Annotated in this window: 17 protein-coding genes; 13 read left to right on the top strand and 4 right to left on the bottom strand. The window is 41.8% G+C overall.

The features are described 5' to 3' along the window. Nucleotides 1-40: 40 nt before the first annotated feature. From EGM47_RS01585 to EGM47_RS01570, 4 genes are all read right to left on the bottom strand, one after another. Entirely contained in the window at nucleotides 41-562 is a 522-nt protein-coding gene (locus EGM47_RS01585) for a DinB family protein (protein WP_124979014.1), read from the bottom strand. A 68-nt stretch (nucleotides 563-630) separates the two neighbouring features. Next, the gene (locus tag EGM47_RS01580; RefSeq protein WP_124979013.1) at nucleotides 631-1,437 is read right to left on the bottom strand and encodes an undecaprenyl-diphosphate phosphatase; all 807 of its coding nucleotides are present in this window, start codon (nucleotides 1,435-1,437) and stop codon (nucleotides 631-633) included. After that, nucleotides 1,438-1,722 carry a DUF3098 domain-containing protein gene (locus tag EGM47_RS01575; protein ID WP_124979012.1) on the bottom strand — a complete coding sequence of 95 codons (285 nt, stop codon included), beginning with the start codon at nucleotides 1,720-1,722 and terminating at the stop codon, nucleotides 1,438-1,440. Nucleotides 1,723-1,788: 66 nt separating this feature from the next. Then, the gene (locus tag EGM47_RS01570) at nucleotides 1,789-2,667 is read right to left on the bottom strand and encodes a cell division protein FtsX (protein ID WP_124979011.1); all 879 of its coding nucleotides are present in this window, start codon (nucleotides 2,665-2,667) and stop codon (nucleotides 1,789-1,791) included. A gap of 249 nt (nucleotides 2,668-2,916) precedes the next feature. On the opposite strand from EGM47_RS01570, the gene leuS reads away from it, so the two are divergent. The 13 genes from leuS to EGM47_RS01505 all read left to right on the top strand — a co-directional run bounded on the left by leuS (nucleotide 2,917) and on the right by EGM47_RS01505 (nucleotide 15,620). Next, a complete protein-coding gene (gene leuS, locus EGM47_RS01565) occupies nucleotides 2,917-5,775 on the top strand; it encodes a leucine--tRNA ligase (RefSeq protein ID WP_124979010.1) in 2,859 nt (952 codons plus the stop codon). A gap of 353 nt (nucleotides 5,776-6,128) precedes the next feature. Further along, nucleotides 6,129-6,311, top strand: a complete 183-nt coding sequence (locus EGM47_RS01560; protein WP_124979009.1) for a hypothetical protein — start codon at nucleotides 6,129-6,131, stop codon at nucleotides 6,309-6,311. A 621-nt stretch (nucleotides 6,312-6,932) separates the two neighbouring features. Next, complete coding sequence (locus EGM47_RS01555) at nucleotides 6,933-8,225, top strand: tail fiber domain-containing protein (RefSeq protein WP_124979008.1); 1,293 nt, start codon at nucleotides 6,933-6,935, stop codon at nucleotides 8,223-8,225. Nucleotides 8,226-8,367: 142 nt separating this feature from the next. Further along, nucleotides 8,368-9,261, top strand: a complete 894-nt coding sequence (cyoE, locus tag EGM47_RS01550) for a heme o synthase (RefSeq protein ID WP_124979007.1) — start codon at nucleotides 8,368-8,370, stop codon at nucleotides 9,259-9,261. A 2-nt stretch (nucleotides 9,262-9,263) separates the two neighbouring features. Beyond that, nucleotides 9,264-9,845 carry a cytochrome c oxidase subunit 3 gene (locus tag EGM47_RS01545; RefSeq protein WP_240642069.1) on the top strand — a complete coding sequence of 194 codons (582 nt, stop codon included), beginning with the start codon at nucleotides 9,264-9,266 and terminating at the stop codon, nucleotides 9,843-9,845. A 45-nt stretch (nucleotides 9,846-9,890) separates the two neighbouring features. Beyond that, nucleotides 9,891-10,895 carry a cytochrome c oxidase subunit 3 gene (locus EGM47_RS01540; protein WP_124979006.1) on the top strand — a complete coding sequence of 335 codons (1,005 nt, stop codon included), beginning with the start codon at nucleotides 9,891-9,893 and terminating at the stop codon, nucleotides 10,893-10,895. 18 nt (nucleotides 10,896-10,913) lie between these two features. Beyond that, the gene (locus EGM47_RS01535; RefSeq protein WP_124979005.1) at nucleotides 10,914-11,309 is read left to right on the top strand and encodes a cytochrome C oxidase subunit IV family protein; all 396 of its coding nucleotides are present in this window, start codon (nucleotides 10,914-10,916) and stop codon (nucleotides 11,307-11,309) included. Between the two features lie 70 nt (nucleotides 11,310-11,379). Then, nucleotides 11,380-12,081, top strand: a complete 702-nt coding sequence (locus tag EGM47_RS01530; protein ID WP_124979004.1) for a membrane or secreted protein — start codon at nucleotides 11,380-11,382, stop codon at nucleotides 12,079-12,081. After that, entirely contained in the window at nucleotides 12,071-12,784 is a 714-nt protein-coding gene (locus EGM47_RS01525; protein ID WP_124979003.1) for an SCO family protein, read from the top strand. Before EGM47_RS01530 ends, EGM47_RS01525 begins: the two co-directional genes overlap by 11 nt. Nucleotides 12,785-12,786: 2 nt before the next feature. Then, on the top strand, nucleotides 12,787-13,308 hold the full coding sequence (locus tag EGM47_RS01520) for a DUF420 domain-containing protein (RefSeq protein ID WP_124979002.1): 522 nt from the start codon (nucleotides 12,787-12,789) through the stop codon (nucleotides 13,306-13,308). Nucleotides 13,309-13,318: 10 nt separating this feature from the next. Further along, nucleotides 13,319-13,543: a hypothetical protein gene (locus EGM47_RS01515; protein ID WP_124979001.1), complete on the top strand. Its 225-nt coding sequence runs from the start codon at nucleotides 13,319-13,321 to the stop codon at nucleotides 13,541-13,543. Between the two features lie 135 nt (nucleotides 13,544-13,678). Further along, the gene (locus EGM47_RS01510) at nucleotides 13,679-14,380 is read left to right on the top strand and encodes an ABC transporter ATP-binding protein (RefSeq protein WP_124979000.1); all 702 of its coding nucleotides are present in this window, start codon (nucleotides 13,679-13,681) and stop codon (nucleotides 14,378-14,380) included. Next, entirely contained in the window at nucleotides 14,373-15,620 is a 1,248-nt protein-coding gene (locus EGM47_RS01505; RefSeq protein ID WP_124978999.1) for an ABC transporter permease, read from the top strand. The genes EGM47_RS01510 and EGM47_RS01505 overlap by 8 nt, the downstream gene beginning before the upstream one ends. Nucleotide 15,621: the final 1 nt, after the last annotated feature.

The following is a 15,621-nucleotide window of genomic DNA, read 5'->3' as shown; positions in this document are numbered from 1 at the left end:
GATATAATCGGTTGCTGGAAACAGCAACCGATTTTTTTTGTTACCACCCTACGTAAGTTGGTGGCGTTACTCCTTTAAGGTTGAGATAAACTAACAGTTGTCCGCGGTGGTGGGTCACATGATCCTGCATTAATTGGAGAATCTGTAACTTGGATTTGGGACCCGCAAAAAAGTCCACTGTTTTAGACAGGGAAGAAGTAGGCGTCTGAACGACCTGCCTGAGACTTTCGTCAAAAGCCTCGGCCAAACTTGCGATCAATTCCTTTTTTGTCATTACCGCGGATGTCGTTGATGCTTGGTTCCCTTTGTGGGAGGAAACAGTCAAATAAGTTCCGCTTAACCAATTGATGTTGGCTTGTATATGTAGCAGCTGTTCCTTAAAGCTTTTCTGACGCGGTGTGGGTTTATAATCATACGCTTCCTCAGGCATGGCCTCTGCCACCTGGATCAGATATTGCTTAGAGTTGTTCCACTTTTCAATAAATGCTGTTTTATAGTCTGCAGTTTGCGCTTGTAGAATTGAACAAACACCCAACATAACAATCAGAGGTAATAGTTTCATAGCTTTGGATGAAAACCCAAAGTTAATCCATTATCAATTGGTCAATTTTGAGGGCAAAGAAATTGAGGTTAGAGTACGAGACCAGCAAAGATAGCCAGTGCTCCCACAGCAAAACAGTAGTAGGAAAAATAATGGAGTTTTGCCTTTCGCACCAGCGAAATCATCCAGGTACAGGCCAATAAACCTGTGATAAAGGCAGCTAGAAAACCTACGATCAACGGAGTAGTAGAAACGCGTTCAATCACGGTTTCCCCTTGAATAACGTCCAACAGATCCTTGGCAATTTTTCCAAAAATCAAAGGTACCACCATTAAAAAGGAGAAGCGCGCAGCTTTGGCTCTATCATTGCCTAGAAGAACCGATGTGGATATGGTAGCACCACTACGTGAAATACCAGGTAGCATAGCGACGGCTTGAGAAATACCAATCAATATAGCATCCTTCCAACTTACATCCTTACCTGTTTTTCTCGCTCTTCCCGCCAGGAATAGTAATAAGCCAGTAATGATAAGCATAAAGCCCACCAGGACCACTTTACCTTCAAAAAGCGCCTCTAATTGTTCTTCAAAAAATAAACCCACAATAACCGCTGGTATCATGGAAAGCACAATCTTAAAGCAGAACTGGGTATGTTCATTCCAAGAAAAGGAAAACAAACCGCCCAGCAATTCGAGAATGTCCTTTCTGAATACCACTATAGTACTTAGAGCAGTAGCAAAATGAACGATGACGGTGAATAATAGGTTTTCTTCCTTGCTGGCGATGTTGGTATCTAGAATCGCTTTGCCCAATTCGATATGGCCGCTGGAAGAGACGGGAAGAAATTCGGTCAGTCCTTGTATCACCCCTAGAATGAGCGCATCAACGACTTCCATTTATTTTTCCTTGTTGGGATTGAGCAAGATGGCATATATCTCTATCCCAAATCCGATCAATACCAGGATAGGTGCTAGTCGTATACGTCTCCAGGAAAAGATTTCCTCATTAAATACATTAGGATCATCACTGCCGCCACCGGCCATTAATGCAAAGCCCAAACCTATGACCAACAGGCCTACCACCATGAAAATGTAATTCTTCTTCTGGAAGATAAATTCAAATCTCGGCGTCAGGTTTTCTTCCTGCTGCTCGTCGTGTTTGGTAATATTCTTTTTTCCCATAATTCAATACCTTTTGCAAAGGTAATGCTATACCATGAAATGATTGGTCAAAACTCTTTCAGCCTCTTAATAATATAACTGGTCTGTGCGCAAATTAAGATACCTGGTCGTAGCAAAAAAGGTGCTGATCAGGCTGATCAATATACCAAACACCAATACACCTGCAAATAAAATGGCTAGCATCTTATAATTTTTTAATATTTCCAATTCAGGCACCATACCATCGGCATAATAAACCACTACAGCCAGTAGTCCCAGGGCTAAAATGGCAGCGATCAATCCCAGGCGCACACTGGTCATGATAAATGGGCGTCTGATAAAGCCTTTGGTCGCTCCGACCATTTGCATGGTTTTTATAGTAAACCTTTTGGCATACACACTCAAGCGGATTGAACTATTAATCAATAAAAATGCAATCAGAATAAATACACCTGAAACCACTAGCATCCATAATGAAATACGCTTGACATTTTCATTCAGTAGAGACACTAAAGGTTTGTCGTAGCTCACTTCCTGGACAAAATCTTTGGCGGCCAGATCATCAGCAATCTGTTGGATTTCAGTAGCAGTGACAAATTGGGCATTTAATCTTACATCGATGGAATTGGGTATCGGATTAAAACCGTCCAATTTGGCCACAAAATCTTCCCCCAAATCTTCTTGGGTGCGCTTGGCACCTTCCTCGCTACTCACAAAAACTGCACTTTTGGTATAATCGGCCATTTGCAGGCTTTTTTCCAATTGGCGCATTTCAACATCTTTGGCGCCTTCTTTAAAGTATATGCTCATCGGTACCTGCTCCCTAAAGTAGTCGGCCAGCTTTTGACTATTCAGTAGGAAAAAGCCTTGAAGACCTAACATAAAAAGCACCAGAAATAGACTGATGACTACCCAAAAGTAGGAGCTAAACAAACGTCGTTTCTGATAACCTGATTGTGATGCCATAAATTTATATGCTGGATGCGGTGATGAATAAAGCTACAAAAATAAGAAAGTCAGCCACCTGCTGTATATTCCTAACATTTATTTTAATCGACTTTGATTGTTTATGACCTATCTTCTAGCGTCATCACTTTCCCTAGACCTTTTTTCAACGTCTCAAATAGGCTGCTATTGTTTAAAACGAAATAGGTTGGCCAGAAACCCGCTGAAAAGCAAGGGCTTTAGTATTTTTGCGGGCCAGAAGAAGATTTTATGTTACTCTACGATCACAAAGCTATAGAAGCCAAATGGCAACAATATTGGGCCAGTCATAAGACCTTCAAGGCGATAAATGGCGGCAATCATCCAAAATTTTATGCCTTGGATATGTTTCCGTACCCAAGTGGTGCAGGATTACACGTGGGACATCCGCTGGGATATATCGCTAGTGATATCGTTTCCCGCTATAAGCGTCATACCGGTCATAATGTTCTGCATCCCATGGGTTATGACAGTTTTGGATTGCCAGCAGAGCAATATGCCATCCAAACAGGTCAGCATCCAGCGGTGACTACCAGGGACAATATCGCCAGGTATCGTGAGCAAATGGACCGGTTGGGGTTTAGCTTTGATTGGGATCGTGAGGTGCGCACTTCTTCACCCGATTATTATAAGTACACTCAGGAGATTTTTATCATGCTTTTTGAGAGCTGGTATGATAAAGAGGCAGACCGTGCACGACCCATAGAGGATTTGGTATCCCGCTTTCGCGAAAGCGGAAACACTAACGTCCAGGCCGCAACAGAGGATGATCTACCAGCATTTACTGCCGAAGACTGGAACAGCTATACCCAACAGCAGCAGCAAGAAATATTGTTGAATTACCGCCTGACTTACCTAGCAGATACGGAAGTGAATTGGTGTCCTGCTTTAGGAACTGTCCTTGCCAATGACGAGATTGTCAACGGCGTTTCAGAACGTGGTGGACATCCTGTGGTACGCAAAAAGATGAGGCAATGGATGATGCGCATCTCAGCCTTTGCAGAGCGTTTGCTATTAGATTTGGACGACTTGGACTGGAGTGCATCCATCAAAGAAATCCAACGCAATTGGATCGGGAAATCTGTAGGTGCGATGGTCAGCTTTCCTCTAGAGGGACGTCAAATTGATGTATTTACCACCCGACCCGATACCATTTATGGGGTGACCTTTATGACCCTGGCACCGGAGCACGAACTCGTGGATCAAATTACTACAGACGCTCAACGCGATGCAGTAGAAGCCTATAAAAAAGTAACAGCTGCGAGATCAGAGCGCGAGCGTATGGCCGATGTAAAAACCATTTCGGGTGTCTTTACTGGTGCCTATGCGACCCACCCTTTAAGTGGCGAGCAAGTGCCCGTATGGATTGGTGATTATGTATTGGCTGGTTACGGAACAGGTGCCGTTATGGCTGTTCCTTGTGGCGATGAGCGGGATCATGCTTTTGCCAATTACTTTGCTAATCAGGAAGGAATGCCAGTAATCAAGAATATTTTTGAGGGTGTCGACGTAAGCGAAGAAGCTTATACCGCCAAGGATGAAACTAGGATTACCAATAGCGATTTCCTCAATGGGATGAGCTATAAAGAAGCCATGGCGGCAGCTATTGCCAAACTGGAGGAGATAGGTGCTGGAAAGGGAAAAACCAACTACCGATTGCGTGATGCGGTATTCTCCAGACAACGTTACTGGGGAGAACCTTTTCCTGTGTATTACAAGGATGGTTTGCCACAAATGATAGATGCTAAGCATTTGCCGCTGGAATTACCAGAGGTAGATGAATATTTACCTACTGAAGATGGTGCGCCCCCACTGGGTCGCGCTACCACCTGGAGTTGGTGCACCGAGGAAAACAAGGTGGTGTCCAATGACGACAACAGGGATTGTGTTTATCCTTTGGAATTAAACACCATGCCGGGTTGGGCAGGTAGTTCTTGGTATATGTTCCGATATATGGATGCCAACAATGAAGATGAAATGTTTGCTCAGGAAGCCCAAGAGTACTGGCAAAATGTGGACTTATACATTGGAGGTAGCGAGCATGCTACTGGTCACTTGTTGTATTCCAGATTTTGGGTGAAATTTTTATATGATAGGGGCAAGGTAAATGTAGAGGAGCCTTTTAAAAAGATGATCAACCAGGGAATGATTCTGGGGGAGAGTGCTTTTGTCAAAGAACTTGAAGTTGAAGTCGAAGGCAGTTTAGAGAAACGGTTTATCTCTCAGGGGGTAAATGCTAAACATCTCAATATTAAATCAGGGAGAAAGCTTCACGCAGATGTTTCATTGGTTAACGCGCAGAATGAATTGGATGTTAATGGCTTTAAGGCATGGCGCACTGATCATGCTACAACTGAATTCATTTGTAATGAGAATGGTGCTTTCAAAGTTTCTCGTGAAGTGGAAAAAATGTCCAAGTCCAAATTCAATGTCGTCAACCCAGATGATATTTGTGATCAATACGGAGCAGATACATTGCGACTGTATGAGATGTTTTTGGGTCCATTAGAGCAGGCCAAGCCATGGAATACTGCTGGAATCACGGGAGTTTATGGCTTTATCAAAAAACTCTGGAAACTTTACCACAACGAGGATGGTTTTTCGGTGAGCGATCAACCTGCATCAGCCGACAGTATGCGAACCTTGCATAAAACTATTAAAAAGGTGAGAGAAGACATTGAAAACTTCTCTTTTAATACCAGTGTAAGTAGTTTTATGATCGCCGTAAACGAATTGACCACTCAATCTTGTAACAGCAGGCAGGTATTGGAACCTCTGGCTATATTGGTCAGCCCTTATGCGCCTCATATCGCTGAGGAGTTATGGTCTTTGTTGGGACATGATGAGTCCATTTGCACAGCGGCTTTTCCTGAATTTGAAGAGCAATACCTGGTAGAAACCAGCAAAACCTACCCCATCTCTTTTAATGGAAAAATGAGGTTTACGCTGGAGTTACCTGTGAATGCTTCCAAGGATGAGCTGGAGACAATGGTCTTGGCCAATGATCAGGTGCAGGAACAGTTGGCTGGAAAGCAAATACGCAAAACTATCATCGTGCCGGGTAAAATTGTGAATTTTGTAATAGGCTAATGGTAAGCAAAATGGTTGTCTTTAAAGGAGCTATTAAATCGCTTTTGCTGACCAACGCTCATATGTTGGCTCAGCTTACTTGAAAATGTCATTTAGGGCTTGATATGGCATTGATGCACGAAGAAAAGACTAATCATTACATGACGGATTGATGTTTGAGGAGCTCAACTGTTTTACTTAGATTTTGGCGTTAAACAGGGTTGATCCTGTACAAAATCGTTAAAGAGTTGTTTTTTTTTACCAAAATATGTTCGTTCTGGTTGAAACCTTTATATTGCGGCAAATATTTATGCTCGTAGGAATAACTGGTTCATTGCGATATAATAGATACACATGACTCTAAATTAATTGACATGAAGTTTTATCGATCTACTCTGATTTGTACAGGTATCACCTTTATGGTTGGTTTACCGACCATCGCTCAAACAGGTCCTGGATTTGTGGACGACGTTGCCGATGCCCCCATCCCAGGTATTGCTCTTGCTATCGCAGCTGCCATTGGTATAGGCTGTTACAAGCTTAGAAAACGTAATTAATTTGTTCTTTTCTTGGGAGCCACCAAGAATTTTCAATAATTAAGATAACATAGTTAAAGCTCTCTTTGTCAAGAGGGCTTTTGTTATTTATATTTTTTCTGTCAAGGTGATTTTAGCATCTCTCCAAGATGTTGGTTAGCTTTATATGTCATATTTCACACTTATATAACTGCGTGCTACCACAGCTTTATGCTCATTGCCACTGATCGAGGTTTTGTAATATTTGTTTAATTTTGGTTCACTTTATTTGAGGAATCTTAATATTTTCAAACTGAATTTTGGTTATTCTTTATTCAGCCAAGATAAGCTATCAAGAAATGCACATTTTCTAGGCTTTGAATTTTAAGTGATTGATATTGAGGGTCAATCGGTTTTCGTTGAAATACACTCCGCATACGAAAATGTCTGATCTTAATACTATTTCATTTTTGTTTTCTACGATCCTAATGATAATCAGGGTTTTGAAAAATGACCATTTACTGCAAGTCAAAACCCTAAGTGTAATATTATCCAATTTAGGTGCATCAATCATCCCAAGCCTTTAGCTAGCCGCTGTTAAACACTGGTACCGAGTAATTTTGCATTTCATCTAGAAGACATTTCTTGTAAATCGATGAAATAATGAAAATATCCTTGAAATCTGTATTGGTATTATTTTTTGCCACATCACTCTTTACGCATGGTTGGTCACAAGTTGGTATTAACAACGATAATCCCGATCCATCAAGTATCCTAGACGTTTTTTCAGACTCCAAAGGCTTATTAATTCCTCGCGTTAGTTTAACCAGTACTACTGATGTTGTTACCGTAGCAAGCCCAGTAGAGAGTCTACTTGTTTATAATACAGCGACAACGGCTGATGTGACCCCAGGATTTTATTTTTGGAATGGACAATGGACCAGGTTCAATACCGTGGTCACTGATTCAGACTGGGCATTACAGGGAAATGCCGCCACTCCAACCGATTTCTTTGGGACTACAAATATTGAACCCATTCGAGTAAGGGTAGGAAATACCCATCGATGGACCTTTACTAACAATGACCAATTGATCTTTGCCAACGATGAAATTCGTATTGGTAATGCTACTACAATTTCTAATGGATTTGGTGCCACGGCAGTAGGACTTGATGCTAACGCAAATGGAATCGGAGTTACAGCCATAGGTAGAGATGCATTTGGTAATGATGTAGGATGTACGGCAATTGGTTATAATTCAGAGGCAACTACATCAAATAGCACCTCTCTGGGACGAAACTCTACAGCTTCCGGCATAAGATCTATTGCTATAGGATATGAGTCTTTGTCTGATAATTCGCAATCTATTGCTTTAGGTAGAAATGCCCACGGGAATGCAGCCGACGCGATAGCCCTAGGTTCGAATGCAGATGCCGGATTTACTGAAAGTATCGCTATAGGGCTGGATGCCAGCACCACCCAAGCCAATCAATTGCGTTACGGAAATATCACACAGATTGACCAAATCAACGCGACTTTGGTCAATGCGTCGGATGGAAGGTTCAAGTACGATATTCAAGCCAATGTGCCTGGATTGGATTTTATCAATCAACTGCGCCCTGTAACCTATAAATTTGATATTGAAAAACTCAATAAATTTTTAGGTGAAAAATCTTCTTTGCGCAATACAGATGACATCAGAACCGGATTTATCGCGCAAGAGGTGGCTGCTGCTGCGCAAGATACCGACTACGACTTTGACGGTATTATCGTTCCAGAAGACATCAACAAAGACAATTATAAGGTAAGCTACCAACAATTTGTAGTGCCATTGGTACAAGCCGTGCAAGAGCTCTCCCAGCGCTTGGAAAGCCTTGAGAGGGATAACGTGAAGTTGCAAAATACTATCGAGCAACTGAAGGACGAGCAAAAGGAGACAGTGGCTCAAAACAAATAATGCCTCCAACAAACTTATTTTAAGGCTTTCATCGTTGATTAAATCTTCATTTATCGAAAGTTATTAAGCGCTTGGGTATTATAGTTAATTCCTTTGCCACAAAGGAGTTGTGAGGTATCTTTGCACTCCTTAAAAAAAACACTTGAGAAAAGCAGATGCCATAGCCAATTCATCCAGTTCCTGGAGGGCTTATTTGGAAATCACAAAACCCAGGTTATCCGTGGTGGTGGTGTTTTCATCGGTAGCTGGATATTTTCTGGGAGCCTCAGTTTATGACGCATGGACTATCCTACTCTTATGCGTTGGTGGATACTTTCTCGTCGGATCTTCTAATGTTTTCAATCAAATTATAGAAAAGGACCGGGACGCCTTGATGAAGCGCACTCAAAATCGGCCGCTTCCTACTGGTCGAATAACTGTACCTCAAGCATGGGTGTTTGGTTTATTAGTGGCTTTTTCAGGTCTGTATATGCTTTGGTTGATCAATTTGGCCACAGCTTTCTTTGGGGCCTTAAGCATATTGCTCTATGCAGCCGTTTATACACCTTTAAAAACTCGTACACCACTTTGTGTGTTTGTTGGTGCTTTTCCGGGAGCTATTCCTTACATGTTGGGTTGGGTAGCGGCGAGTGGAGACTTTGGGATAGAGCCAGGTACGTTATTCATGCTACAGTTCTTCTGGCAGTTCCCACATTTTTGGGCGATAGGATGGATGTTGGAAGACGACTACAAGGCTGGAGGCTTTAAAATGCTGCCTACGGGTAAAGCAGATCGCGGCACCGCTGTTCAGATAGTATTATATACGATATGGACAGTCGCTATTTCGCTGATTCCGGTGTTTGGTGTGACAGGTGATCTATATATCACTCCGTATACGGCGGTCATTGTCGCTGTGATGGGCGTATGGTTTTTGTATCATGCGATTAAACTTTACCAGTTGCGAAGTATTGAAACCGCCAGAAAGTTGATGTTGGTCAGCGTGAGCTACATCAGTTTAATTCAGATCATTTATGTGATTGATAAATTTTTGAGATAAGAATGACAGATATATCAGAGCTTCCGCATAAGGAAAAAATGGCCAGATCAAAAAAACAAATGATGTGGTTTGCTATTGCCAGTTTGATCATGATGTTTGCCGGGCTGACCAGTGCTTATATAGTAAGCAGTAGTCGCAGGGATTGGTCTCCAGTGGAGCTGCCCGTAGAATTTTACTACAGTACAGGAATTATTGTATTGAGTTCGCTCAGTCTCTTTCTTGCTAAAAAAAGTTTGGAAAAGGACAATCTTCCAGGAGCAAGTCTTTTTACCTTGCTCACATTTGGATTAGGGACCGCTTTTGTGGTGATTCAGTTTATGGGATTTGAATCCCTCTACGATCAAAAGATTTACTTCACCGGAAAAGGAAGCAATATTGCTGGTTCATTTATCTATGTGATCGTCATGGCGCATTTGGCCCACATTGTTGCTGGGCTTATTTCCCTGGCGGTAATTACATATAAGGCGGTTAGCCGCAAATATTCCAGCTCGAAAATGCTGGGCTTTGAATTAGGTGCGATTTTTTGGCATTTTGTGGATGTGCTGTGGATTTTCCTTCTGGCCTTCCTGATGTTTTTTAAATAGTATTTTTAGTCTATTTTTGCAACAAGTTACAACTAAAAACAAGTTATGGATACAACAGTAGCTACTACTGGTACCGAAGGACAGAAGTGGGGTGGTGGTGCAACCAGACCTCTAGGCGCAAGCTATGGAAAAATGATGATGTGGTTCTTTATTCTTTCAGACGCCCTTACCTTTTCTGGTTTTCTTGCCGCTTATGGTTTTTCAAGATTCAAATTTATAGAAGAGTGGCCTATCGCAGATGAAGTTTTTAACCACTTTCCTTTTCTGCATGGTACGGATGCGCCAATGTTCTACGTGGCCTTGATGACCTTTATTTTGATTGGTTCCTCTGTTACTATGGTATTGGCAGTAGATGCTGGTCACCAGATGAATCGTAAGAAAGTATCTTTTTACCTATTGTTGACCGTCATTGGTGGTTTGATCTTTGTAGGTTCTCAAGCTTGGGAATGGAAAAACTTTATCGCTGGAGAATACGGTGCAGTAAAGACTAAAGGAGGCAAGATTTTGCAGTTTCTGGATGCAAAGACTGAAGAACGAATTGCGTTGGATGAGTTTGTCCAGGTAGGTCCAAGAGATCTACAAGCCTATGGGGAAAGTGAAGGGATCTGGTATGAAACCTCTGGAGATATTGGTGCAACCTATACAATTGATGAGGTTAGAAAAGGCTTTGCCGCTAATCCTAACATCGTAATCAGGACCCAACAATTAGAGGTCAATCCAGAAACTGGAGCCAGTGAAAAAATCGTACTTTCTCGCGAGGAATCCATGCGACGTTTACAGACAGATGCAGTTAGTGTGGTAGAAGGAGCTAACCTTACCGAAAACGAATACGGAGCACCGCTATTTGCAGATTTCTTCTTCTTTATCACAGGTTTCCACGGTTTCCACGTGTTCTCAGGAGTAGTCTTTAACTTGATCATCTTCTTCAATGTTTTGTTGGGAACTTATGAAAGAAGAGGACACTATGAAATGGTAGAGAAAGTCGGATTATACTGGCACTTTGTAGATTTAGTTTGGGTATTTGTATTTACCTTCTTCTACCTGGTTTAATTTATTTAAGATAGTACAATGGCAGATCACGCAGCACATCACGAACATAAATTGGCCATCTTTAGAGGTCGCCTAAAATTCAAAAACAACGTTCAGAAAATCTGGGGCGTATTGATTTTTCTCTCCTTGGTGACCATCGTTGAGGTGGCCTTGGGATATATCAAACCCGATTTTCTTAATGGTAAATTCCTAGCGCTTAAGTACCTGAATTGGATTTTTATTATCCTTACTTTGGTCAAGGCCTATTACATCACCTGGGACTTCATGCACATGAGAGATGAAACCAGCGGATTGAGAAGAGCAGTAGTCTGGACAGCCGTATTTTTGATCATTTACCTTATTGCTATTTTGTTAGTAGAAGGAGATTATATATACGAAGTCTACAAGGATGCAGCTGTAAGTTTTGACTTTTAATGTCTACTTATTACATCTAAACATAAGGACGGTACCACCGTCCTTTTTTGTACAAGATATTTAACCCATAATGGCCACATATCCACCCGCAAAAGGAATTAAACAAACCAGTAGAATTGCCATTGTTACGGTGCTGCTGCTTTTGTTTGCATTACCCCTGGTTGCTTACCTTTTTTTCCTGAATGGAGAACATCATTTTAAAACTTTACCGATCGTCACACAACAGGTGGGTAATCTGTCCGAGTTTCAATCCCTGGACGGTTCAGAACTGCAACTTAAAGACAGTGTGACGGTTTTGAATTTTTTGGGCCATCGACCCTACGATAGGTTGGGCTATATTTCAAATATCAATGATAAAGTCTACAAGGATTTCCATGAATTCAACAACTTCCAAATGATCAGTATTGTTTCTGAACAAGGATTGAAAGATGTTCAAGAGGTTGTTTTGCAAATGAAGGAAAACACAGATATGTCCGACTGGCATTTTGTGACCGCTAGCGACCAGCAGATCAGTGAGTTTTTTGAAGCCTTGCAAACAGATTTAGAACTGAATAAGGATTTTTCCTCAGATTACGTTTTTATCATTGATAAGAACGCTTCTTTAAGGGGTCGCACCGATGATCCAGACCAAGGTATGGTGTATGGATATGACTCTAGCTTGGTTGCCCACTTAAATAAGCGCATGGTGGATGATATGCGCGTGCTGTTGGCAGAATATAGATTTGCCTTTAAGAAAAATAGGGATCAAAAATTACAAAAGGATGGCTCATAAAAAAGATACACCTTATTACATTGGACTCGGTATTATCATTATCATATTTGGTTATTTTGCCGTGACCAATATTGTACACTACATCAACAAGGATAAAGTAGTTGACAGCAACAGGACAGAGGACCGCGATCCAGTGGCCAATAAATTTCTTAAGAAGTTCAATAAGGTTCCACCTTTTACCATGATCAACCAACACGGAGATACCATTTCCGATCAAGACCTGTTGGGTAAAGTATATATCGTTGACTTTTTCTTTACCACTTGTCCTACCATTTGCACGCCCATGAGTCGTAACCTGTCAAAAGTTGCCGATGAACTAAAATCACATCCTGATTTTCAGGCGGTCTCTATCTCTATTGATCCTGATTATGATCGTCCAGAGGTACTGAGGGAATACGCAGCAAAATACGATGCCGACGCCTCTTACTGGTATTTTTTAACTGGAGATCAGGAAGAGATATATGAACTCGCAAGAACAGGTTTTAACGCTTATGTGGCACCCAGTAAAAATCCTGATGTAAGATTTGAGCATAGTGGTAATTTTGCCTTGGTCGACAGAGAAGGATATATCCGTAGCCGAAAGGTCAAAATAGATGATCAAAACGAAAATTGGATCTACCACTACAATGGCATCCAGGACAACGAGCTTCCTGCACAAATTGAAGAAATTATTCAGGATGCCGAAACTTTGTTAAACAAATAAATATGTTGGAAAAAAGAGGACCCGCCATCATCATTGCTGTTTCGGTAATTGTTCCGCTGGTAGTCGTATTGTTGATGTTTATGCCCGAACGCTTTAATTTTCTAGGGGTGAAATCTGGTGTATTTCCGCTCTTCCATGCGGCGCTTAATTTTATGACCGGAATATTATTGGTTACCGGATACAGTTTGATCAAAGCAGGCAATCGAAGTGCCCACCGCAAGGTGATGACAACCGCTTTTGTATTAAGCGCAGTGTTTCTGGTGAGCTATGTGATTTCTAAAATTAGCAATGAACCAGTGCCTTATCCAGACCATGCACCTCTCAAGCTATTGTACCTGTTTGTATTAATATCCCATATCGTCCTGTCGGCGATCATTTTGCCGTTGGTGCTGTATACCATGTATTTTGCCTGGAACAAGCGGTATGAAAAACACCGTAAAATCGCCCGCTGGACCTTCCCTATTTGGGTTTATGTAGCGTTTTCAGGAGTCGCTGTGTATGTTTTTATGTTTCCCCACTACTAAAGTCATATCAATGAAAAACGTTCTAGTACTTTTTACGTTGCTTGTGGTACCCGCTTTCGCGAAAGCGCAATGCGCCATGTGCCGTGCTGTAATTGAAAGCTCTGGAGATAACGCCACTGCCGAAGGTTTGAATAATGGAATTACATGGCTGATGGCTTTTCCATACCTTACCATAGGTGCAATTATTTATATGATTTATCGAAGTACAAATAAGACCACCACAAAAGAAAATTAAGTATTGCTGCACCGCAATATTGGCCTTGTTTCTCAGGAATTAACAATTTCTTATCATTTATAGCGTAACAAGTATGGAAATTTAGAGTCTATATGTGTGCGGCCTGCCGCAGGCGTTCTGCAAAACACACTAACCATGATAGAAATCAGTAACTTACACAAATCCTATAAAACGGGAAGCAACTACCTGCATGTTTTAAAAGGTATAGACTTTTCTGTGAAGGAAGGTGAATTGGTGGCTATCATGGGATCTTCTGGTTCGGGAAAATCCACCTTGCTCAACATATTAGGAATGCTGGATGAAGCCGATGAAGGGAGTTACGTTCTGGATGGAGTGCCCATCAAAAACCTAAATGAAAAAATTGCGGCCAAATACCGAAACAAATTTCTGGGCTTTATATTTCAATCCTTTAACTTGATCAGTTACAAAAACGCCATGGACAATGTAGCCCTACCGCTTTACTATCAAAAAGTAGGACGGCGTGAGCGAGATGAACGTGCCATGCATTATCTGGAAAAAGTCGGACTGGCTGATTGGGCAGACCATCTCCCCAACCAGCTCTCTGGAGGTCAAAAACAACGTGTAGCCATAGCACGGGCCTTGGCCAGTGATCCTAAAGTATTGCTCGCCGATGAGCCCACGGGTGCTCTGGACACCAAAACTTCTTATGAGGTGATGGATCTCATTCAGGGAATCAATGAAGAAGGGCGTACCATTTTGGTGGTGACCCATGAACCCGATATTGCCCAGATGACCAAACGCATCGTTAACCTTAAGGACGGTCGTATCATCGATGATACTTTGGTCGATCAAGTAAAAGCCTTGAGCCATGTTTAATATTGAAAGCTGGCAGGAAATCTTTGATACCATACGCAAGAACAAATTGCGCACATTTCTCACCGCGATTTCAGTAGCTTCTGGCATATTTATACTGGTCATTCTTTTGGGTTTCAATTCTGGTATAGCCAATGGCGTGCGCAGCCAGTTTGAGCAAGATGCCACCAACCGTATTGTGGTGAGTACCAGAACCACCACCAAAGGTTACAAAGGTCTCAACCCTGGACGTCGTCTTAAAATGCGCAATGCAGATTATGAAAACTTCAACCGCAAATACGAGGACCAAATCGAATATAAAACCAGTCTATTCAATACCTGGGGAGGTCAAGTCAATTATCAAGACAAACAGGGAAGTTATAGGATTGAAGGAGCCTTTCCCGATCAGCAATTTATCGAAAATGCCGATCTCACTTCAGGCAGATTTCTCAGCGAAGTCGATGTAAAGGAAAGTAGAAAAGTGGCCGTGTTGGGTTATCAAATGAAGCAGGATCTTTTTAAAGATGAGGATCCCATTGGCAAGACCATACGGGTCAACAATGATGTTAATTTCAATGTTATTGGGGTTTATACGGATCCAGGTGGTTCCAGAGAAGAAACAAGGCTTTTTATACCCATGACCACAGCCCAGCAGGTATTTAGGGCTGGAGATACGATCAATCGCATTGCCTATACGGTAAAAATGAGTGAAAATTTTGATGAGGCAGTAGCTACCAGTGCAGCTATGGCTGCTTCGATCGAGCAGGATCTCAGGGAAAAATTTGTGGTTGCTCCAGATGACCGCAGCGCCATCAGGGTATTTGATACCTTGGAAGAGGCTAAGAAAATCTATGGATTGATCGACCGTATTCGTGCGGTATTTTGGTTTATTGGTATTGGAACTATTGTCGCCGGAGTTGTGGGTGTAGGGAATATAATGCTGATCATTGTTAAGGAACGCACTAAGGAAATAGGAATACGTAAGGCATTAGGGGCATTACCCAATACGATCATTTGGATGGTATTGCAGGAATCCATATTTATTACAGCCATTGCTGGTTTGTTGGGACTGTTTGCGGGCGTGGGGCTATTGGAAATCGTAGGCCCTATGATTGAACAGGATTTTATCAGATTTCCAAAAGTTGATTTTAATACCTCCATCACTACCGTAGTGATTCTTATTGTAGCGGGAACCTTAGCTGGCTACATACCTGCCCGAAGAGCGGCAAATATAAAACCAATTGACGCATTAAGAGACGAATAGT

It is taken from the genome of Nonlabens xiamenensis, from assembly GCF_003865345.1.
Taxonomy (GTDB): Bacteria; Bacteroidota; Bacteroidia; order Flavobacteriales; family Flavobacteriaceae; genus Nonlabens; species Nonlabens xiamenensis.
This window is presented reverse-complemented; position numbering and strand designations above follow the sequence as displayed.

Bases quoted from the DNA above. Each gene is read 5' to 3' on its own strand.
- EGM47_RS01585 (WP_124979014.1), bottom strand. From the start codon at position 562: ATGAAACTATTACCTCTGATTGTTATGTTGGGTGTTTGTTCAATTCTA.
- EGM47_RS01580 (WP_124979013.1), bottom strand. From the start codon at position 1,437: ATGGAAGTCGTTGATGCGCTCATTCTAGGGGTGATACAAGGACTGACC.
- EGM47_RS01575 (WP_124979012.1), bottom strand. From the start codon at position 1,722: ATGGGAAAAAAGAATATTACCAAACACGACGAGCAGCAGGAAGAAAAC.
- EGM47_RS01570 (WP_124979011.1), bottom strand. From the start codon at position 2,667: ATGGCATCACAATCAGGTTATCAGAAACGACGTTTGTTTAGCTCCTAC.
- leuS (WP_124979010.1), top strand. From the start codon at position 2,917: ATGTTACTCTACGATCACAAAGCTATAGAAGCCAAATGGCAACAATAT.
- EGM47_RS01560 (WP_124979009.1), top strand. From the start codon at position 6,129: ATGAAGTTTTATCGATCTACTCTGATTTGTACAGGTATCACCTTTATG.
- EGM47_RS01555 (WP_124979008.1), top strand. From the start codon at position 6,933: ATGAAAATATCCTTGAAATCTGTATTGGTATTATTTTTTGCCACATCA.
- EGM47_RS01545 (WP_240642069.1), top strand. From the start codon at position 9,264: ATGACAGATATATCAGAGCTTCCGCATAAGGAAAAAATGGCCAGATCA.
- EGM47_RS01540 (WP_124979006.1), top strand. From the start codon at position 9,891: ATGGATACAACAGTAGCTACTACTGGTACCGAAGGACAGAAGTGGGGT.
- EGM47_RS01535 (WP_124979005.1), top strand. From the start codon at position 10,914: ATGGCAGATCACGCAGCACATCACGAACATAAATTGGCCATCTTTAGA.
- EGM47_RS01530 (WP_124979004.1), top strand. From the start codon at position 11,380: ATGGCCACATATCCACCCGCAAAAGGAATTAAACAAACCAGTAGAATT.
- EGM47_RS01525 (WP_124979003.1), top strand. From the start codon at position 12,071: ATGGCTCATAAAAAAGATACACCTTATTACATTGGACTCGGTATTATC.
- EGM47_RS01520 (WP_124979002.1), top strand. From the start codon at position 12,787: ATGTTGGAAAAAAGAGGACCCGCCATCATCATTGCTGTTTCGGTAATT.
- EGM47_RS01515 (WP_124979001.1), top strand. From the start codon at position 13,319: ATGAAAAACGTTCTAGTACTTTTTACGTTGCTTGTGGTACCCGCTTTC.
- EGM47_RS01510 (WP_124979000.1), top strand. From the start codon at position 13,679: ATGATAGAAATCAGTAACTTACACAAATCCTATAAAACGGGAAGCAAC.
- EGM47_RS01505 (WP_124978999.1), top strand. From the start codon at position 14,373: ATGTTTAATATTGAAAGCTGGCAGGAAATCTTTGATACCATACGCAAG.